16 protein-coding genes are annotated in these 19,110 nt (G+C 67.9%); 11 read left to right on the top strand and 5 right to left on the bottom strand.

The genetic code is table 11. The features are described from left to right. Positions 1-17: 17 nt before the first annotated feature. Positions 18-1,490, bottom strand: a complete 1,473-nt coding sequence (gene amn, locus ACGI6K_RS17575) for an AMP nucleosidase (protein WP_377968804.1) — start codon at positions 1,488-1,490, stop codon at positions 18-20. A gap of 196 nt (positions 1,491-1,686) precedes the next feature. Here amn and ACGI6K_RS17580 point away from each other — a divergent pair, with 196 nt between their 5' ends. Beyond that, positions 1,687-2,529, top strand: coding sequence for a hypothetical protein (locus tag ACGI6K_RS17580; protein WP_376944912.1), 843 nt, complete (start codon positions 1,687-1,689; stop codon positions 2,527-2,529). Between the two features lie 10 nt (positions 2,530-2,539). On the opposite strand, the gene ACGI6K_RS17585 is transcribed toward ACGI6K_RS17580, so the two are convergent. Beyond that, positions 2,540-4,189, bottom strand: a complete 1,650-nt coding sequence (locus ACGI6K_RS17585) for an acyl-CoA dehydrogenase family protein (protein WP_376944910.1) — start codon at positions 4,187-4,189, stop codon at positions 2,540-2,542. Positions 4,190-4,300: 111 nt separating this feature from the next. On the opposite strand from ACGI6K_RS17585, the gene ACGI6K_RS17590 reads away from it, so the two are divergent. From ACGI6K_RS17590 to ACGI6K_RS17605, 4 genes are all read left to right on the top strand, one after another. Then, entirely contained in the window at positions 4,301-5,098 is a 798-nt protein-coding gene (locus ACGI6K_RS17590; protein ID WP_376944930.1) for a bifunctional hydroxymethylpyrimidine kinase/phosphomethylpyrimidine kinase, read from the top strand. Between the two features lie 98 nt (positions 5,099-5,196). Beyond that, the gene (gene thiE, locus ACGI6K_RS17595; protein WP_376944908.1) at positions 5,197-5,826 is read left to right on the top strand and encodes a thiamine phosphate synthase; all 630 of its coding nucleotides are present in this window, start codon (positions 5,197-5,199) and stop codon (positions 5,824-5,826) included. Between the two features lie 55 nt (positions 5,827-5,881). Continuing rightward, the gene (gene hemL / locus ACGI6K_RS17600) at positions 5,882-7,171 is read left to right on the top strand and encodes a glutamate-1-semialdehyde 2,1-aminomutase (protein WP_376944906.1); all 1,290 of its coding nucleotides are present in this window, start codon (positions 5,882-5,884) and stop codon (positions 7,169-7,171) included. A 357-nt stretch (positions 7,172-7,528) separates the two neighbouring features. Beyond that, complete coding sequence (locus tag ACGI6K_RS17605) at positions 7,529-8,074, top strand: tetratricopeptide repeat protein (protein ID WP_376944904.1); 546 nt, start codon at positions 7,529-7,531, stop codon at positions 8,072-8,074. A gap of 31 nt (positions 8,075-8,105) precedes the next feature. Here ACGI6K_RS17605 and ACGI6K_RS17610 read toward each other — a convergent pair whose 3' ends face one another. Continuing rightward, positions 8,106-8,435 (bottom strand): DUF1820 family protein, encoded by a 330-nt coding sequence (locus tag ACGI6K_RS17610; protein WP_376944902.1) that lies wholly within the window; start codon positions 8,433-8,435, stop codon positions 8,106-8,108. An 867-nt stretch (positions 8,436-9,302) separates the two neighbouring features. Between ACGI6K_RS17610 and miaB the strand changes: the two genes are divergently transcribed. The 5 genes from miaB to lnt all read left to right on the top strand — a co-directional run bounded on the left by miaB (position 9,303) and on the right by lnt (position 14,764). Beyond that, positions 9,303-10,631, top strand: coding sequence for a tRNA (N6-isopentenyl adenosine(37)-C2)-methylthiotransferase MiaB (gene miaB / locus ACGI6K_RS17615; RefSeq protein WP_376944900.1), 1,329 nt, complete (start codon positions 9,303-9,305; stop codon positions 10,629-10,631). Positions 10,632-10,770: 139 nt separating this feature from the next. Beyond that, positions 10,771-11,781: a PhoH family protein gene (locus ACGI6K_RS17620; protein WP_376944898.1), complete on the top strand. Its 1,011-nt coding sequence runs from the start codon at positions 10,771-10,773 to the stop codon at positions 11,779-11,781. Then, positions 11,774-12,262 carry an rRNA maturation RNase YbeY gene (ybeY, locus tag ACGI6K_RS17625; protein WP_376944896.1) on the top strand — a complete coding sequence of 163 codons (489 nt, stop codon included), beginning with the start codon at positions 11,774-11,776 and terminating at the stop codon, positions 12,260-12,262. Before ACGI6K_RS17620 ends, ybeY begins: the two co-directional genes overlap by 8 nt. Then, on the top strand, positions 12,259-13,101 hold the full coding sequence (locus ACGI6K_RS17630; protein ID WP_376944894.1) for an HlyC/CorC family transporter: 843 nt from the start codon (positions 12,259-12,261) through the stop codon (positions 13,099-13,101). The genes ybeY and ACGI6K_RS17630 overlap by 4 nt, the downstream gene beginning before the upstream one ends. 112 nt (positions 13,102-13,213) lie before the next feature. Then, on the top strand, positions 13,214-14,764 hold the full coding sequence (gene lnt / locus ACGI6K_RS17635; protein WP_376944892.1) for an apolipoprotein N-acyltransferase: 1,551 nt from the start codon (positions 13,214-13,216) through the stop codon (positions 14,762-14,764). On the opposite strand, the gene ACGI6K_RS17640 is transcribed toward lnt, so the two are convergent. Together ACGI6K_RS17640 and ACGI6K_RS17645 are read right to left on the bottom strand one after the other, a co-directional pair. Continuing rightward, entirely contained in the window at positions 14,755-15,516 is a 762-nt protein-coding gene (locus ACGI6K_RS17640) for a YdcF family protein (RefSeq protein ID WP_376944890.1), read from the bottom strand. The genes lnt and ACGI6K_RS17640 overlap by 10 nt on opposite strands. A gap of 26 nt (positions 15,517-15,542) precedes the next feature. Then, positions 15,543-15,974, bottom strand: a complete 432-nt coding sequence (locus tag ACGI6K_RS17645; protein ID WP_376944888.1) for a hypothetical protein — start codon at positions 15,972-15,974, stop codon at positions 15,543-15,545. Between the two features lie 414 nt (positions 15,975-16,388). Between ACGI6K_RS17645 and leuS the strand changes: the two genes are divergently transcribed. Further along, complete coding sequence (gene leuS / locus ACGI6K_RS17650; protein ID WP_376944886.1) at positions 16,389-19,103, top strand: leucine--tRNA ligase; 2,715 nt, start codon at positions 16,389-16,391, stop codon at positions 19,101-19,103. Positions 19,104-19,110 lie beyond the last annotated feature (7 nt).

The raw sequence follows: 19,110 nt of genomic DNA on the forward strand, positions 1-19,110 counted from the left end.
CCTGCAGTCCGCGGCACTTAGCGGAACGGCGGTTCGTCGAAGCTGCGCAGCTTGCGCGAATGCAGGGTGTCGAGCTGGCCGCGCAACAGGTCGAGGGCGGCGATACCGATGCGCAGGTGCTGGCTCACCGCCCGCTCATAGAAGGCGTTCGCCGCGCCGGGCAACTTGATCTCGCTGTGCAGCGGCTTGTCCGAGACGCACAGCAGGGTGCCGTAGGGCACCCGCAGGCGATAGCCCTGGGCGGCGATGGTGCCGCTCTCCATGTCCACCGCCACCGCCCGCGAGAGGTTGATCAACGGCCGCTCCTGGGCCCAGCGCAATTCCCAATTGCGGTCGTCGTAGGTCAGCACGGTGCCGGTGCGCAACCGGCGCTTGAGCGCCTCGCCCTGCTCGCCGGTGATCTGCGCGGCGGCCTCCTGCAGCGCCTGCTGCACCTCGGCCAGGGCCGGCAGCGGAATGTGCGGCGGCAGCACCCGGTCGAGGATGCCGTCGCGGCGCATGTAGGCGTGCGCCAGCACGTAGTCGCCGATGGTCTGCGACTGCCGCAGGCCGCCGCAGTGGCCGATCATCAGCCAGCAGTGCGGACGCAGCACTGCCAGGTGGTCGGTGATGTTCTTGGCGTTCGACGGGCCGACGCCGATGTTCACCAGAGTGATGCCGTGACCATCCTCGGCGATCAGGTGGTAGGCCGGCATCTGGTAGCGGTGCCAGAGCACGCCCTCGACCAACGCCTGGGCCTCGTCCTCGCCCATGTCGCGCTCGATCGTCACGTTGCCGGGCAGCACCAGACGCACGAAGCGGCCGTCCTCGCGCAGGCATTCGAGGCCGTGGCGGACGAACTGGTCGACGTAGCGGTGGTAATTGGTCAGGAGAATCCACGGCTGCACGTGACGCCAGTCGCTGCCGGTGTAGTGCACCAGGCGGCGCAGCGAGAAGTCCACCCGCGCCGCATCGAACAGCGCCAACGGGAAGGACTCGGCGCCGGCCCAGGCGAGCAGGCCGTCGGCGACGTCGTCGGAGGCCGCGGCCAGGTCGGTGCTGGGGAAGACTCGCGCCAGTTCGGCGGCGGTGACGCCCGAACCGCCCAGTTCGTCGCCCTGCTCCACCACATAGGGATAGGGGATGTCCTGTACCCCCATGCCGACCTCGACCTGCACGTCGAATTCGTTCATCAACGGGCGCAACTGGTCGAGCAGGTAGCGGCGGAAGGCCTGCGGCTGGGTCACGGTGACGCTGTAGACGCCCGGCGTCTGGACCTTGGCGAAGGCCCGCACGGTGAAGGGCACCTGGCCCTGCGGCAGGTGGGTCAGGCGCAGTTCGGGATAGCGGAACAGGTGGCGCTGCGCGGCATCCGGCTCGACCCGCTCGGCCAGGTAGCGCTTGAGCGCCTGACGCAGGGCGGACGTAGCGCGCTGATGCAGGGCGGCGAGGCGCTCCACCGCCTCCTCGGGAGTGGCCGCGACGACGAAGGATTCGGTGTCGGTATTCACGATCGGACTCTCTGTCTTGTTCAACGGCCTATCTTGCCGGATTTGCCCGCCGGGCGTTAGCGACGGCGGCGAGAACGACTCACCGCGATGCACGAAATACCGATCCGAATGCTTGAGTCTCGCCTGTCAAAGCAATAAAAATTCTTATTAATGAAAGTATACATACACAAATGAAATCACAATTAGAAAGCCCAATGTGTTCGCCCGGCTGTGCCAGGGCGACGAAGTCTTCGGCTTGCTCAACTCGGTACCCTCTCCCCTGCTCCGCGAAATGATCGCCGCCGCCGGCTATCACTTCGTGATCCTCGGCATGGAGCACCTGCTGCGCTCCGAAGACGAACTGATGCACTGCCTGCGCGCCCGCGAAAGCGCCGGCATCGCCCCCTGGCTGCGCCTGCCCGAGGCCTGGAAGCAGGTCGCCTACTGCAGCCCGGTCAACAACCTCGGCGAGGCCGTGCTCCATCTGGCGGGCGGCGATGCGGCGCTGGAGGAACGCCCGCAATGGGTGCGTAGCTGCTTCCGCTCGTTGAACGCGCGCCACGATTTGGATCTGAAACTGCTCAACGTCGGCGGCGGCATGGGCATCGATTACCGGGACCACACCCGTTCCTTCGACTGGCCGGGCTTCTGCGCAGGGCTTGCCGCGCTGATCGCCGAGGAAGGCGTGGCCGGCACGCGCATCCGCTTCGAGATCGGCCGCTTCCTCAGCGCCGCCTGGGGCTACTACCTGATGGAAGTGCTGGACATCAAGCGCAACCACGGCCAGTGCTTCGCCGTGGCCCGCAGCGGCACCCACCACTTCCGTACCGGCGGCCCAGGGCCACGACCATCCCTTCGTGGCGCTGCGCGGCGAGCGCCGGTGACCCTGGTCGGCCAGTTGTGCACGCCCAAGAACGTGCTAGCCCGCCAGCAGCCGGTGGCCGCCCTGGCGGTCGGCGACCTCTTGGTGTTCCCCCTGGCCGGCGCCTATGCCTGGAACATCTCGCACCAGCACTTGCTGATGCACGAGCCGCCGCGGATGCTGTTCCTCGAAGCCTGAAGCCGGCCGGCTAGCCGGGCTGCGGCGCGCTGCGCGCCAGCAGCCCGGCCACGTCCAGGCCGCGCGGCAGAGTGCCGTAGGCCCGGCCGCCCTCGCCGAGGCGGCTGTGGATGAAGGCGTCCGACACCGCCGCGTTGCCGGCCTCCAGCAGCAGCCTGGCCTGGAGGGTCACGGCCAGCTCCTCGACCAGCCGGCGGGCGCAGTAGTGGATCTCGGTGCGGTCGGCCAGCGCCTTGCGCAGCCATTCGATACGCGCCTTGAGCCGCGCGTCGCCATAGCCGCCGTCCAGCTCGTCGAACAGCACCTCCAGCGCCTCCGGCTCCTTGCCGAGCACGCGCAGCACATCCAGGCACTGCACGTTGCCCGAGCCCTCCCAGATGGAGTTGACCGGCGCCTCGCGGTACAGCCGTGGCAGGATGCTCTCCTCGACGTAGCCGGCGCCGCCCAGGCATTCGGCGGCCTCGCCGATCATTTCCGGGGCGCGCTTGCAGATCCAGTACTTGCCGATCGCGGTGAGCAGCCGGGCGAGCGAGCGCTCGCGTTCGTCCTCGGCATGGTCGAGCGCCCGCGCCAGGCGCAGGGTCAGGGCCAGCGCGGCCTCGCTCTCCAGGGCCAAGTCGGCGAGCACGTTCTGCATCAGCGTGTGCTCGCTCAGTACTTGGCCGCCGACCAGGCGGTGCGCGCAGTGGTGCAGGGCTTGGGTCAGCGCTTGGCGCATCAGTGCGCTGGAGCCGATCATGCAGTCGAAACGGGTCAGGCCGACCATCTCCAGGATGGTCGACACGCCGCGGCCCTCCTCGCCGATCATCCAGGCCAGGGCGCCACGGTATTCCACCTCGGCGGAGGCGTTCGACCAGTTCCCCAGCTTGTTCTTCAGGCGCTGGATATAGAACTCGTTGCGCCGGCCGTCCGGGCGGTGGCGCGGCAGCAGGAAGCAGGACAGCCCGCCGTCGCTCCAGGCCAGGGTGAGAAAAGCGTCGCTCATCGGCGCCGAGCAGAACCACTTGTGGCCGAGCAATTCGTAGGCCTGCCCCGGCCCCGCGGCGCCGACCGGCCAGGCGCGCGTGCTGTTGGCGCGCACATCGGTGCCGCCCTGCTTCTCGGTCATCGCCATGCCCAGGGTGGCGCCGCCCTTGCGCTCGACTGGCAGGTTGCGTGGATCGTATTCGCCGGCCACAACCCTGGGCAGCCAGCGCTCGGCGATCTCCGGCTGGCGGCGCAGCGCCGCCACGCTGGCGAAGGTCATGGTCAGCGGACAGGCGGTGCCGGCCTCGACCTGGTTGTGCAGGTACATCAGCCCGGCGCGCGCGACCTGGGCGCCGGGCCGTGGCTCGCGCCAGGGCAGCGCCGGCAGGCCATGGGCGATGGCCGCGCGCATCAGTTCGTGATAGGCCGGGTGGAAATCCACCTGATCGATGCGGTGGCCGTAGCGGTCGTGGCTGCGCAGCAGCGGCCGGTTCTCGTTGGCGGCAAAGCCCGCCGCCAACAGCGGCCCGCCGGCCAGCGCGCCGTAGTCGTCCAGGCGGCGCTCCGCCCAGCCGCCACCGTAGCGGCGCAGCCACTCCTGCAGCGGCCGGTCGATTCGGTAGAGATTGGCGCCGTCCAGGGGCGGCACCTGGTTGGTCACCTCGTGGGTCTCGGCGTACTGGTGCAGGTCCATGACGGCGCTCCTCGACGACGCTTGCTCCTTAGTGAAGCACGCGCGATCCGTTGCGGCGGAGGCATCCGACGGGGACTCGACGCGGACGATTAAATGGTAAGCTCGCAAGCCATGAACACGACCAACTCCCGTCCCATCGTCCTTTGCCTGTCCGGCCACGACCCCAGCGGCGGCGCCGGCCTGCAGGCGGACATCGAGGCCCTGCTCGCCCAGGGCTGCCATGCCGCGCCGGCGGTCACCGCGCTGACCGTGCAGGACACCCGCGACGTCAGCGACTTTCGCGTGCTCGACCCGGCCTGGGTGCTGGCCCAGGCCGAGGCGGTGATCGCCGACCTGCCGGTCGCCGCGATCAAGCTGGGCATGCTCGGCTCGCTGGAAATGGTCGATACCGTGACCGGAATCGTCCGCCGCCTGCCCGGCGTGCCGCTGGTCTGCGACCCGGTGCTACGCGCCGGCGGCGGCGGCGCGCTGGGCCGCGACGAGGTCGCCCAGGCGATCCGCGAGCGCCTGCTGCCACTGTGCCGCATCGCCACCCCGAACTTGCCGGAGGCGCGCCTGCTCGCCGAACTGCCGGAGGGCAGCGCCGACGCCTGCGCCGAGCGGCTGCTCGAACACTGCGAGCACCTCCTGATCACCGGCGGCCATGGCGACGAGAGCGCGGTGCACAACCGCCTGTATGCGCGGGACGGCGACCGGCAGACCTTCACTTGCGTGCGCCTGCCGGGCAGCTACCACGGCTCCGGCTGCACCCTGGCCAGCGCCCTGGCCGGACGCCTGGCCCTCGGCGAGCAACTGGCCAGTGCGGTGCGGTCGGCGCTCGACTACACCTGGCGCACCCTGCGCGACGCCGAGGCGCCGGGCCACGGCCAGTACCTGCCGCGCCGCCTGCCGCTGGATTTCGCCAACTGATCCGGCGGCGCCTGGCGTGCAACGAGCGCATCGGCTTGACTCTGCCGGGGCATCCCGGCGAACTTGCGCCGGTCATTCGCAGACGAGGCGAACCCACCATGAAACTACGCGGTCTCTACGCCATCACCGACAGCCGTTTGCTCGCCGACGGCAGGCTGTTGCCCTACGTCGAAGCCGCGCTCAGGGGCGGCGCCCGCTTGCTGCAGTATCGCGACAAGTCCGACGAGGACGCCCGCCGCCTACGCGAGGCCGAGGCGCTGCGCGATCTCTGCCTGCGCTACGGCGCGCAGTTGATCGTCAACGACGACCTGGAGCTGGCCACGCGCCTGGGCGTCGGCCTGCACCTGGGTCAGCAGGACGGCTCGCTGTCGGCCGCCCGCGCCCTGCTCGGCCCCAAGGCGATCATCGGCGCCACCTGCCACGGCCAACTGGAACTGGCCGAACAGGCCGCCGCCGACGGCGCCAGCTACCTGGCCTTCGGCCGCTTCTTCGACTCCTCGACCAAGCCCGGCGCGCCGCCAGCCAGCCTCGAACTGCTGGAACGGGCCCGCGCGCGCCTTCCCCAGCCGCTGGTGGCCATCGGCGGCGTGACCCTGGACAATGCGCCGGAACTGATCCGCCGCGGCGCCGCCATGATCGCGGTGATCAACGCGCTGTTCGCCGCCGCGAACGCTGCCGAGGTCGAACAGCGCGCGCGTGCCTTCAGCCAGTTGTTCGCCGCCACCTGACTTTCCCTCCCGGCGGCGCCCGTCGTGCGGCGCCGCCCCTGCTCGCGAGGCCCACATGTCCCGTTCCGAAACCCTCTTCGCCAACGCCCAGAAGCACATCCCCGGCGGCGTCAACTCGCCGGTGCGCGCCTTCCGCGGCGTCGGCGGCACCCCGCTGTTCTTCAAGCACGCCGAAGGCGCCTACGTGATCGACGAAGACGACAAGCGCTATGTCGACTACGTCGGCTCCTGGGGCCCGATGATCCTCGGCCACGCTCACCCGGAGGTGCTTGAAGCGGTGCGTCGGCAATTGGAGCACGGCTTATCCTACGGCGCGCCGACCGCGCTCGAAAGCGAGATGGCCGAACTGGTCTGCGCGTTGGTGCCGTCTATGGACATGGTGCGCATGGTCAGCTCCGGCACCGAGGCGACCATGAGCGCGATCCGCCTGGCCCGCGGCTACACCGGCCGCGACAGCATCGTCAAGTTCGAGGGCTGCTACCACGGCCACTCCGACAGCCTGCTGGTCAAGGCCGGCTCCGGCGCCCTGACCCTTGGCGTGCCCAGTTCCCCCGGCGTGCCGGCGGCCTTCGCCAAGCACACCCTGACCCTGCCCTACAACGACCTGGGCGCGGTGGAAAGAACCCTCGCCGAAGTCGGTCGGGAGATTGCCTGCATTATCGTCGAGCCGGTGGCCGGCAACATGAACTGCGTACCGCCGGCGCCGGGCTTCCTCGAAGGACTGCGCGCGCAGTGCGACCAGCACGGCGTGGTGCTGATCTTCGACGAGGTGATGACCGGCTTTCGCGTCGCCCTGGGCGGCGCCCAGGCGCATTACGGGGTCACCCCGGACCTCTCGACCTTCGGCAAGATCGTTGGCGGTGGCATGCCGGTCGGCTGCTTCGGCGGCAAGCGGGCGATCATGGAATGCATCGCCCCGCTCGGCCCGGTCTACCAGGCCGGGACCCTTTCCGGCAACCCGCTGGCCATGGCCGCGGGCCTGACCACCCTCAAGCTGATCGGCCGGCCGGGTTTCCACCGGGAACTCGCCGAGTACACCGGCCGCCTGCTGCAGGGCCTGCAGGAGCGCGCCGACGCCGCCGGAATCCCCTTCGTCACCACCCGGGCGGGCGGCATGTTCGGCCTGTACTTCAGCGGCGCCGACGAGATCGTCACCTTCGCCGACGTGATGGCTAGCGACGCCGAGCGCTTCAAGCGCTTCTTCCACCTGATGCTCGACGGCGGCGTCTATCTGGCGCCTTCCGCCTTCGAGGCCGGCTTCACCTCCATCGCCCATAGCGAGACGGAGCTGTCGATCACCCTCGAAGCCGCCGAGCGTGCCTTCGCCACTCTCGCCAAGGCCTGAACGACCCGCTGGCGCCCCCGGCGGCTTTCCCGCTCCGGGGGCGGCAAAGGGCGGCGAGACAGGCCGTGCGAAACCTGGCGAGCGAAGGTCGGGCAAGGCGAAATCGAGCGAAGAAGCAAAATTCACGCATGGTGAATGAGCACGACGCGCTCCGCTCGCCCTTTCCGAGCCGCACCGAAGCGTGTCGGCCGCGAGCGGCCGCCAGGCCCGATTCCAACGCGGCATGGCCGGGCGCGGCGTTTTTTTGCACAGCCAAAGGCTTTGTAAGGCCCGCGTCGCTTATTCATAATGTGGCGGCCGGCACACTTTGCCGGCCGGGCAACTCCCGCCCGCTCCGACTCGAGGCGCAGCGATTCCATGATCCGCCGTAACCTGACCCTGGGTTGCCTGTTGCTATGTTCTTTTTTCTTGCCGGCCATGGCCGGGGAGAACACTCTGCTGATCCCGGCGCCGGGCAGTTGCACCCTGGACAGTCCAGCCGAGGAACTGCCGGCGGCGCTGTCGCGCTGCGAACAGGCCGCGCAGAACGGCGACCCGCAGGCCGAATACGAACTGGGCGAGTTCTACTACGACGGCAAGCGCACTCCGCGCGACCTAGCCCGCGTGCTGCACTGGTTCGAACAGGCTTCGCTCAAGGGCCACGCCGAGGCCCAGCACCGCCTGGGGCTGATGTTCTTCCACGGCGAGGGCGTACCGGCCAACATGGTGCAGGCTTATATAGTGCTGAAGATGGCTGCGGTGAACGGCTCCGAGGATGCCTTGGACAGTGCCGATCAGGTCGCCGAGCAGATGAGCGGCGACGAACTGGAGGCCGCCACCCAGGTGCTCGGCCAGATCTTCCGCAACTACCTCATGGAACTGCAGGCCCTCGAAGGCCGCTCGCCGTTCTCGCCGCTACCCTGAATCGAAGGCGCTTCGCGCCGCGACCGTCCCGTCAGCTCTTGTCCGGCAGCGGCGGCAGCGGGAAGGGCGTGATGTTGCCGCCCTTGGCCTCGCTGATCCGCGCCGTACCCAGGCGCTCCACCACGTCGATGCGGACGATCGCGTGCAGCGGCACGAAGCTGCGCTGCACGCCCTCGAACTGGCCGCGCAGGCGCTCCTCGCCGGGATCGATCAGCATCTGGGTACGTTCACCGAAGACGAACTCCTCGATCTCCAGAAAGCCCCATAGGTCGCTCTGGCGGAGCTGCCTGGCATACAGCTCGTAGACCTGGCCCTGGTTGAGGAATATCACCTTGTAGATCGTGGCGTCGCGCTTGCTCATTTGGCTGCGGGTAAGTCGCTGGAAAGGAGCCGCGGAGGATAGCACAAGGGCCGCGGCGCACCGCCCTGCCCGGCGTCTCTGGTCAGGGCAATCGGATGAAGCGCTCGCCCGATACTGGACTGGAAAGGTTGTGTGCCTGGTCGTTCCGGCGTGGTCTTCAAATCCGGTGCATCGGCTGCTTGCCGAGGGGCTGGATACTTCCTGTTTCGGCCCCCCGGCCGAGTCACTTTCTCTTTGCGCGCGCAAAGAGAAAGTAACCAAAGAGAAAGCGCGCCGGGTCATTCGGCCCCGGCTACGCCGGGGTTCCCTCGCTCCGGCGCCGCTGCGAGGGTCGTCGCACAAGGGGCATCCATGCCCCTCGTACGACTCTCGCCGCCTCCCCGCGGCTCGCCCCTCCACGCGACGCCTGCGCTCGGCCTCCTGAACGGGAGTCGGGCTCCGGGTTGCCTGAAAGCGCTTTCGCTCTTGCGGCGCGACCTGTCAGGCTGCGCTAGATGCCCCCTTCAGGAGGCCGAGCGGAATCGTCGTGGAAGGGGTCGAGCGGCAAGGATGCCGCGAGAGCCGCGATGCAGGGAGGGAACCCGGAGCGAAGCACAGGGCCGGATGAGGGGGTGGCCTTCTTTTGGGTTACTTTTTCGTGGCCAGACAAGAAAAAGTGACTCGGCCGGGGGCCGAAACAGGAAGTATCCAGCCCCTCGGTAAGTAGCCCATGCACTGAATCTGAAAACCATGCCGGAACGACCAGGCACACAACCTTTCCAGTCCAGTATCGGACAGACGTTTCATGCGCCTGCTCGGCGTCTCTGGCCGCGCCCCGCGCGCCTCCCTATAATGCGCGGTCCCTCGAATCCCCTAGACCCGATTGCCATGGCCAAGAAGCTTTTCATCGAAACCCACGGCTGCCAGATGAACGAGTACGACAGCTCGCGCATGGCCGACCTGCTGGGTGAGCACCAGGCTCTGGAACTCACCGAGAACCCGGCGGAAGCCGACGTCATCCTCCTCAATACCTGCTCGATCCGCGAGAAGGCCCAGGAAAAGGTGTTTTCCCAGTTGGGTCGCTGGCGCGAGTTGAAGAAGCGCAACCCGGCGCTGGTGATCGGCGTCGGCGGTTGCGTGGCCAGCCAGGAGGGCGCGGCGATCCGCGAGCGCGCGCCCTACGTCGACGTGGTGTTCGGTCCGCAGACCCTGCACCGCCTGCCGGAGATGATCGACGCCGCGCGCAACACCCGGCAGCCGCAGGTGGACGTTTCCTTCCCGGAAATCGAGAAGTTCGACCGCCTGCCCGAGCCGCGGGTCGATGGCCCCAGCGCTTTCGTCTCGGTGATGGAGGGCTGCAGCAAGTACTGCAGCTACTGCGTGGTGCCCTACACCCGCGGCGAGGAGGTCAGCCGGCCGCCGGAAGACGTGCTCGCCGAGGTCATCCACCTAGCCGAGAACGGCGTACGCGAGGTCACCCTGCTCGGCCAGAACGTCAACGGCTACCGGGCCACGACCGCCGACGGACACCCGGTCGACTTCGCCGAACTGCTCTATCTGGTCGCCGCCGTCGACGGCATCGACCGCCTGCGCTACACCACCAGCCACCCGCTGGAATTCTCCGACGCCATCATCGCGGCGCATGCCGAGATCCCGGAACTGGTGAAGTTCGTCCACCTGCCGGTACAGTCCGGCTCCGACCGGATTCTCGCGGCGATGAAGCGCAACCACACCGCGCTGGAATACAAGTCGCGGATCCGCAAGCTGAAGGCAGCGGTGCCGGACATCAGCATCAGTTCGGACTTCATCGTCGGCTTCCCCGGCGAGACCGAGCAGGACTTCGCGCAGACCATGAAACTGATCGAGGAAGTCGGCTTCGACTTCTCCTTCTCCTTCGTGTTCAGCCCGCGCCCCGGTACCCCGGCGGCGGAACTGCCCGACGACACCCCAGAAGAGCTGAAAAAGCAGCGCCTGCAAATCCTGCAGAACCGCATCTACCAGCAGGGCTTCGAGATCAGCCGGCGGATGGTCGGCAGCGTCCAGCGCATCCTGGTCAGCGACTACTCGAAGAAGGACCCAGGCATGCTCCAGGGACGCACCGGGAACAACCGCATCGTCAACTTCCCCTCGGACAATCCGCGACTGATCGGCCAGTTCGTTCTGGTGCGCATCGATGATGCTCTGCCCCACTCCCTGCGCGGTAGTCTGCTCGATTGACGCCCATGTGCACCTTCGCCCCGGTGGCTGGCGCCCGTCGGGTCGGCACCCGCCGGGCGCCGGCGGCTTCCACCCTGCCGCCGACGGCGCTATTCTTTTCCCCATCATCCTGTCGTAGGACGGCTGTCCTCTGAAACCCTTGAACGCACCCATAGAACCCCATCGCTTCACCATCGCTCCCTTCGAAGCCCGCCGCTTCGCCAATCTCTGCGGACAGTTCGACGAACACCTGCGCCTAATCGAACAGCGTCTGGCCATCGAAATCCGCAACCGCGGCAACCAGTTCGAACTGCTCGGCGAGCCGAAACATACCCAGGCCGGCGAGAACCTGCTGCGCCGCCTCTACCGCGAGACCCACGGCGTCGACCTGACCCCGGACCTGGTTCACCTGTTTCTCCAGGAGTCGGGCCTGGAGGCGCTGGCCGACCCCCATGCCGAAGTCGGGGTCGCCCTGCGCACCCGCAAGGGGCTGATCCGCCCGCGCGGCGCCAATCAGCAGCGCTATGTCAAGGCGATCCTCGACAATGACATCAACTTCGGCATAGGCCCGGCCGGCACCGGCAAGACTTACCTCGCCGTGGCCTGCGCGGTGGACGCCCTGGAGCGCGAGCAGGTGCGGCGCATCCTGCTGGTGCGCCCGGCGGTGGAGGCCGGCGAGAAGCTCGGCTTTCTGCCCGGCGACCTGGCGCAGAAGATCGACCCCTACCTGCGCCCGCTGTACGACGCCCTTTACGAAATGCTCGGCTTCGAACAGGTGGCCAAGCTGATCGAAAGGCAGGTGATCGAGATCGCCCCGCTGGCCTACATGCGTGGACGCACCCTGAACAACAGCTTCATCATCCTCGACGAAAGCCAGAACACCACCCTGGAACAGATGAAGATGTTCCTCACCCGCATCGGCTTCGGCTCCACCGCGGTGATCACCGGCGACATCACCCAGGTCGACCTGCCGCGCGGCACCAGGTCGGGCCTGGCCCACGTGATGGAGGTGCTCAAGGACATCCCTGGGATCAGCTTCACCCGCTTCCAGCCTAAAGACGTGGTTCGCCACCCGCTGGTGCAGCGCATCGTCGAGGCTTACGAGCGCTTCGAGGAACTCAACCCGCCTCGCCCGCAAGGCGAGCGCCAGGAAGGACGCCGCGATGCTTGAGCTGGACCTGCAGGTGGCCAGCGTACGGCCGCTGCCCGCTGAAGACGATTTCCGTCGCTGGTGCGAACTGGCCCTGCGCCAGCGCAGCGCCGACTCCGAACTGACCATCCGCCTGGTCGACGAAGAGGAAGGCCGCGAACTGAACCGTACCTGGCGGCACAAGGACTACCCCACCAACGTGCTGTCCTTTCCGGCCGACGTGCCGGAGGGACTGCTAGATATACCGCTGCTCGGCGACCTGGTGATCTGCGTGCCGGTGGTCGAGCGCGAGGCCGCCGAGCAGGACAAGACAGCGGATGCCCACTGGGCCCATCTGGTGATCCATGGCTGCCTGCACCTGCTCGGCTATGACCACATCGAAGATGCGGAAGCCGAGGAAATGGAATTCTTGGAACGGGACTTGCTAGCTGAACTGGGCTATCCCAACCCCTACGATGGCGACGACCTGCCCGAATCGGGCATCATGAGCGAAGGAAGATGAGCGACGATCGATCAAGCAACGGGCAATCCTGGCTGAGCAAATTGACCCAGGCCTTTGCCCACGAACCCCGCAACCGTCAGGAACTGTTGGAAATCCTCCACGAGGCGCACCAGAACGAACTGCTCGACAGCGAAGCGCTGACCATCGTGGAGGGCGCCATCCAGGTCGCCGACCTACAGGTGCGCGACATCATGGTCCCGCGTTCGCAGATGGTCACCGTCAGGGCCGACCAGACGCCCCGGGAGTTCCTGCCGACCATCATCGAGGAAGCCCACTCGCGCTACCCGGTGATCGGCGAAAGCCTCGACGATATCGTCGGCATCCTGCTGGCCAAGGACCTGCTGCCGCTGCTGCTGCGCGGCGTCGACGAGGCCTGCGCCTGCGAACTCAAGGCGCTGCTGCGCCCGGCGACCTTCGTCCCCGAATCTAAGCGTCTGAACGTGCTGCTGCGGGAGTTCCGCAGCACCCACAACCACATGGCTATCGTCATCGACGAATATGGCGGCGTCGCCGGCTTGGTGACCATCGAGGACGTGCTCGAGCAGATCGTCGGCGACATCGAGGACGAGCACGACGTCGAAGAGGACAGCTACATCAAGGAACTGCCCAGCGGCGATTTCGTGATCAAGGCGCTGATGCCGATCGAGGACTTCAACAAGCACTTCGACAGCCAATTGCCGGTCAACGAGTTCGACACCCTCGGCGGCCTGGTGGCCCATGCCTTCGGCCATCTGCCCAGACGCAACGAAACCGTCGAGGTCGGCGACTTCCGCTTCCGCGTGTTGAACGCCGACAGCCGGCGCATTCACCTGCTGCGTTTGAGCCCGCCGCGCCACTGAGGGCTTCACCAGGGCACCGCGCCGCGGTGCCCTGGCCTTTCACCGGGCCGCCATGGCATGCCGCGGGCCGCTCCATTAAGCTTGCGCCGCCATTTTTCTGAAAGGACTCCCGATGCGCTGGATCACCCGTCCCGGCTGGCCGGGCAACCTGCTGGCGCTGGCCGCCGGCGCCCTGATGCCCTTGGCCCAGGCCCCTTTCGACCTCTGGCCGCTGGCACTGCTGTCGCTCGCCCTGCTCTACCTCAGCCTGCGCGAGGCGTCGCCGCGGGCGGCGCTGTGGCGCGGCTGGTGCTACGGCTTCAGCCTCTACGCGGCCGGTACCAGTTGGATCTACATCAGCATCCACGACTACGGTGCCGCCTCGCTGCCGCTGGCCGGCCTGCTCACCCTGGCGCTGATGCTCGCCCTGGCGTTCTTCTTCGCCCTGCCCGCCTGGCTGTGGAGCCGCTGGCTGCGCCGGAGCGACGCGCCGCTGGCCGACGCCCTGGCCTTCGCCGCCCTCTGGCTGGCCCTGGAAGGCTTTCGCGGCTGGTTCCTCACCGGCTTTCCCTGGCTCTACGCCGGCTACAGCCAGCTCGAAGGGCCGCTCGCCGGCCTGGCGCCGCTGGGCGGGGTCTGGCTGCTGTCCTTCGCCTTAGCGCTGTCCGCCGCGCTGCTGGTCAATCTGCCGCGCCTGCTGCGCCGGCCGCCCGCGCTGCTCGGCGCCCTCGTCCTGCTGCTCGCGCCCTGGGCAACCGGACTGGCGCTGCGCGGCCACGCCTGGACCGCGCCGGCCGGCGCGCCGCTGAAGGTCGCCGCGGTGCAGGGCAACGTGGAGCAGAACCTCAAGTGGGACCCGGAACAGCTCAGCGCCCAACTGCTGCTCTACCGCGACCTCACCCTGCAGCGCGCCGCGCCGGTCGACCTGGTGGTCTGGCCGGAAACCGCCGTGCCGATCCTCAAGGAGTACGCCGAAAACTACCTCGCCGGCCTCGACCGCTACGCCCGACCGCGCCACATGGCGCTGCTCACCGGGGTGCCGATCCGTCGGCACAATGCCCAGGGCGAGCCGCGCTACTACAACGGCATAGTCGTCGCCGGCGAAGGCTCTGGCACCTACCTGAAGCAGAAGCTGGTGCCTTTCGGCGAATACGTGCCGCTGCAGGAGGTGCTGCGCGGACTGATCGCCTTCTTCGACCTGCCGATGTCCGACTTCGCCCGCGGCCCGGCCGACCAGCCGCTGCTCGAAGCCCGCGGCTGGAAGATCGCGCCCTACATTTGCTACGAGGTGGTCTATCCGGAATTCGCCGCCGGCCTGGCCGCGCGCAGCGATCTGTTGCTGACCATCAGCAACGATGCTTGGTTCGGCTCCTCCATCGGCCCCTTGCAACACCTGCAGATGGCGCAGATGCGCGCCCTGGAGGCCGGCCGCTGGATGATCCGCACCACCAACAACGGCGTCACCGCGCTGATCGACCCCTTCGGGCGGATCACCGAGCGCCTGCCGCAGTTCCAGCGTGCCGTGCTCTACGGCGAGGTGACGCCGATGCAGGGCCTCACCCCCTACCTGCGCTGGCGCGCCTGGCCGCTGGCGGGCCTCGCCGTCCTGCTGCTCGGCTGGGCGCTGCTGCGCCGGCGGGCCGAGCGCGCCGCGCCCGGTCCGGCCGTCGAAGCTCAGCGGTAGAGCCACCGATAGGCCAGCCGCCCCAGCGCCTCGTTGAGCAGCAGGCCACTCTGCCACAGCGCCCGCCCCTCGGGCAGCCAGCCGCCCAGCGGACGCCCGTTGGGCACGCCGAGAAAGCCCGCCGGGGCCGGCAGCACGCTGAAGCCGGCCCGCTCGAAACACCAGCGCGCCCGCGGCATGTGCCAGGCCTGGGTCACCAGCACCACCCGGCGGATGCCCTCCGCTTGCAGCAGCTCGGCGCTGTAGCGGGCGTTCTCCGAGGTGGTGCGGCTGCGCTCCTCGCGCCAGCGCAGTTGCAGGCCGTGGTCCTTCTCCAGCACCTCGCCGAGCAGTGCCGCCTCGCTGGGCGGCGCACCGAAGTGCAAACCGCCGCTGGCCAGCAGCGGCAGGCCCGAGGCTCGCGCCAGACGGGCGGCGTAGCGCAACCGTTCGAGCGCCAGCGGACTCGGCTGGTCGCCGCCCCAGGCCGGATCGCCGCGTTCGCGCCCGCCGCCCAGCACCACGATGGCCTCGGCCCGCTGCGCCAGGCGCGGCCACTGCGCCTCGTCCAATGCCGGCTCGCGCTCGATCGCCCGCGCCAGCCACTCCACCGTCACCGGCAGGCTGAGCAGCCACAGCCCGCCCACGCCGAGCGCGAAACAGGCAGCGGCCAACCGCGGCGCGCGACACCGTAGCCACCAGCCGAGCACCAGCAGGAGTAGCGGGCCGGACGGCGGCAGCAAAAGTTGCTTGAGCAGATAGCGAAGCGGCATCGGCACCTCCGGGCGAGGCGCGCAGCCTAGCACGGAAGCCGCCGGCCGACCCGGAACAGCCGCGAGTGACAGAGCGGGCAGGCCGAAACCTTGCTGGTGCGACGCCACTGTATGACCTGGCCGCACAGGGCGCAGCACAGATGGGCATGGCGCCGCAAACGAATCCGCCGCGCCGGGGCGACCGGGCGCCCCTTCGGTATGAGGCCGCGGACGGCGCGCTCCTGACGCTCGATCAGCGCCAGCTCCCCGGCCGCCGCCTGCCAGCCGCGCAGCCACTGCACGTCCTGGCGCAGCCAGGCGCGGATTAGCGCCCGCTCGGCGGGCGACAAATCGTGCAATTCCAACACCGCCGGCTCCACTCCGCCGCGCCAGCGCGCAGCCTCGGCTCCGCTCAGGGCACAAGCGATCCGCTCGATCAGTCGCCGGTACAGCCCGCCACGCGCGCCCAGTTCGTCCATCCCACACCTCGACGTCGGGAAAAACGGCATCCTCCCCCTGAGCTTAGCGCCCGCCTACGCCACGGTCGGGCGCCGCGACAAACGGCGGCAGAGCGCCAGCGGTGGCCGTTGCGCACCGGCCGGGCGTTTCCCACAGGGCAATCGCATGAAGCGCTCGCCTGATACCAGACTGGAAAGATTGTGTGATCCTTGGCATGGCTGCTTGCCGAGTAGCCGAAACAGGAAGTATCCAGCCCCTCGGCAAGCAGCCGATGCACCGGATTTGAAGACCAGGCCGGAACGACCAGGCACACAATCTTTCCAGTCCGGTATCGGAAAGACATTTCATGCGATTGCCCTGGCGTTTCCCATGGCTAAGCCCGCTCATGTATGCTACGGGGTTTTCCACGCCCCCTTTCCCAGCGCCAGCAGACCATGCACGAACAGTATCAGCCCCGCGAGATCGAAGCCGCCGCGCAGTCCATTTGGGACGCACAGAAATCCTTTGAAGTGCGCGAGCAGCCCGGCAAGGACACCTTCTACTGCCTGTCGATGTTCCCCTACCCCAGCGGCAAGCTGCATATGGGGCACGTGCGTAACTACACCATCGGCGACGTGATCGCCCGCTACCAGCGTATGCAGGGCCGCAACGTGCTACAGCCGATGGGCTGGGACGCCTTCGGCATGCCGGCGGAAAACGCCGCGATGAAGAACCGGGTGGCGCCGGCCAAGTGGACCTACGAGAACATCGCCTACATGAAGTCCCAGTTGAAGAGCCTGGGCCTGGGCATCGACTGGTCGCGCGAGGTCACCACCTGCAAGCCGGACTATTACCGCTGGGAGCAGTGGCTGTTCACCCGACTGTTCGAGAAGGGCGTCATCTACCGCAAGAACGGCACCGTTAACTGGGACCCGGTGGACCAGACCGTGCTGGCCAACGAGCAGGTCATCGACGGCCGCGGCTGGCGCTCGGGCGCGCTGGTCGAGAAGCGCGAGATCCCCATGTACTACTTCCGCATCACCGCCTATGCGGAAGAGCTGCTGCAGAGTCTGGACGCGCTTCCCGGCTGGCCCGAACAGGTCAAGACCATGCAGCGCAACTGGATCGGCAAGAGCTACGGCGCCGACATCGTCTTCGACTACGACCAGGCCTCCGTCGGTGAGGCCGGCCAGCTCAGGGTCTACTCGACCCGCCCGGACACCCTGATGGGCGCCACCTACGTCGCCGTCGCCGCCGAGCATCCGCTGGCCCAGCGCGCCGCCGCGAACGACCCCGCGCTGGCGGCCTTCATCGCCGAGTGCAAGGCCGGCTCGGTGGCCGAGGCCGACATGGCCACCATGGAGAAGAAGGGCCTGGCCACCGGCCAATTCGTCGTCCACCCGCTGACCGGCGACAAATTGCCGGTGTTCGTCGCCAACTACGTGCTCTGGGGCTACGGCGAGGGCGCGGTGATGGCCGTGCCGGCCCACGACGAACGCGACTTCGAGTTCGCCAACAAGTACGGCCTGCCGATTATTCAAGTATTCCAGCGCAAAACCATCGGCCTTTCTTCCGAGCAAGAGGAGGCATTGGGCTATGGTGGGGGTCAAGGGGGAGGAGCCGGCTACGGTGATGGTTCTGGCAGTGACATGCCGGATACCTACTTTGATCGTTACAACTGGCAGCCTTGGTATGCTGTCAAAGATGATTGGATGATTGCGGTCAACAGTGGCAAATACAACGGCCTCTCCTGTGCTGATGCCTTCGACGCCATCGTCGCCGACCTGGAAAGCGCCGCCCACGGCGCGCGCAAGACTCAGTTCCGCCTGCGCGACTGGGGCATCAGCCGCCAGCGCTATTGGGGCTGCCCGATCCCGATCATCCACTGCAAAGCCTGCGGCGACGTACCGGTGCCGGAAGAGCAGTTGCCGGTGGTGCTGCCCGAAGACGTGGTGCCGGACGGCACCGGCAGCCCGCTGGCGAAGATGCCGGAATTCTACGAATGCGCCTGCCCGAAATGCGGCAAGCCGGCCAAACGCGAAACCGACACCATGGACACCTTCGTCGAATCGTCCTGGTACTACGCCCGCTACGCCTCGCCGCAATACGCCGGCGGCATGGTCGACCCGCAGGCGGCCGACCACTGGCTGCCGGTGGACCAGTACATCGGCGGCATCGAGCACGCCATCCTGCACCTGCTCTACGCGCGCTTCTTCCACAAGCTGATGCGCGACGAGGGCCTGCTGTCCTCCGACGAGCCGTTCGAGAACCTGCTGACCCAGGGCATGGTGGTCGCCGAGACCTACTACCGCACCCTGGAGAACGGCGCCAAGGACTGGTTCAACCCGGCCGACGTGGAGGTCGAACGCGACGCCAGGGCCAAGGTGATCGGCGCCAGGCTCAAGTCCGACGGCCTGCCGGTGGAAATCGGCGGCACCGAGAAGATGTCCAAGTCGAAGAACAACGGCGTCGATCCGCAGGCGATGATCGACGCCTACGGCGCCGACACCTGCCGCCTGTTCATGATGTTCGCCGCCCCGCCGGAGCTTTCCCTGGAATGGTCCGACGCCGGCGTCGAGGGCGCCAGCCGCTTCCTGCGCCGCGTCTGGCGCCTGGCCCACGCCCACGTTGGCGCCGGCCTGCCGGGCACGCTGGATAAGGCACGGCTCTCCGACGCCCAGAAGGAAATCCGCCGCGCCATCCACCTGGCCATCAGGCAGGCCAGCCAGGACGTCGGCCAGCACCACAAGTTCAACACCGCCATCGCCCAGGTGATGACCCTGATGAACGTGCTGGAAAAGGCGCCGGCCGCCGACGAACAGGACCGCGCCCTGCTCCAGGAGGGCTTGGAAACCGTGGCCCTGCTGCTGGCGCCGATCACCCCGCACATCTGCCACGCGCTCTGGGAGGCGCTCGGCAAGGACGGCCTGATCATCGACGCCGCCTGGCCGACGGTGGACGAGACCGCCCTGGTGCAGGACACCCTGACCCTGGTGGTGCAAGTCAACGGCAAGCTGCGCGGGGAAATTCAGGTGCCGGCCGCCACCTCCCGCGAGGAGATCGAGGCCGCCGCCCGCGCCAACGAGAACGTGCTGCGCTTCACCGAAGGCCTGACCATCCGCAAGGTCATCGTGGTGCCGGGCAAGTTGGTCAACATCGTCGCCAACTGATGCGCCG

Source organism: Azorhizophilus paspali, from assembly GCF_043587585.2.
In the GTDB taxonomy this organism is placed as follows: Bacteria; Pseudomonadota; Gammaproteobacteria; order Pseudomonadales; family Pseudomonadaceae; genus Azotobacter; species Azotobacter paspali.

Coding starts and splice junctions, on each gene's coding strand:
- ACGI6K_RS17585 (WP_376944910.1), bottom strand. CDS start 4,189: ATGGACCTGCACCAGTACGCCGAGACCCACGAGGTGACCAACCAGGTG.
- ACGI6K_RS17590 (WP_376944930.1), top strand. CDS start 4,301: ATGAACACGACCAACTCCCGTCCCATCGTCCTTTGCCTGTCCGGCCAC.
- thiE (WP_376944908.1), top strand. CDS start 5,197: ATGAAACTACGCGGTCTCTACGCCATCACCGACAGCCGTTTGCTCGCC.
- hemL (WP_376944906.1), top strand. CDS start 5,882: ATGTCCCGTTCCGAAACCCTCTTCGCCAACGCCCAGAAGCACATCCCC.
- ACGI6K_RS17605 (WP_376944904.1), top strand. CDS start 7,529: ATGATCCGCCGTAACCTGACCCTGGGTTGCCTGTTGCTATGTTCTTTT.
- ACGI6K_RS17610 (WP_376944902.1), bottom strand. CDS start 8,435: ATGAGCAAGCGCGACGCCACGATCTACAAGGTGATATTCCTCAACCAG.
- miaB (WP_376944900.1), top strand. CDS start 9,303: ATGGCCAAGAAGCTTTTCATCGAAACCCACGGCTGCCAGATGAACGAG.
- ybeY (WP_376944896.1), top strand. CDS start 11,774: ATGCTTGAGCTGGACCTGCAGGTGGCCAGCGTACGGCCGCTGCCCGCT.
- ACGI6K_RS17630 (WP_376944894.1), top strand. CDS start 12,259: ATGAGCGACGATCGATCAAGCAACGGGCAATCCTGGCTGAGCAAATTG.
- lnt (WP_376944892.1), top strand. CDS start 13,214: ATGCGCTGGATCACCCGTCCCGGCTGGCCGGGCAACCTGCTGGCGCTG.
- ACGI6K_RS17640 (WP_376944890.1), bottom strand. CDS start 15,516: ATGCCGCTTCGCTATCTGCTCAAGCAACTTTTGCTGCCGCCGTCCGGC.
- ACGI6K_RS17645 (WP_376944888.1), bottom strand. CDS start 15,974: ATGGACGAACTGGGCGCGCGTGGCGGGCTGTACCGGCGACTGATCGAG.
- leuS (WP_376944886.1), top strand. CDS start 16,389: ATGCACGAACAGTATCAGCCCCGCGAGATCGAAGCCGCCGCGCAGTCC.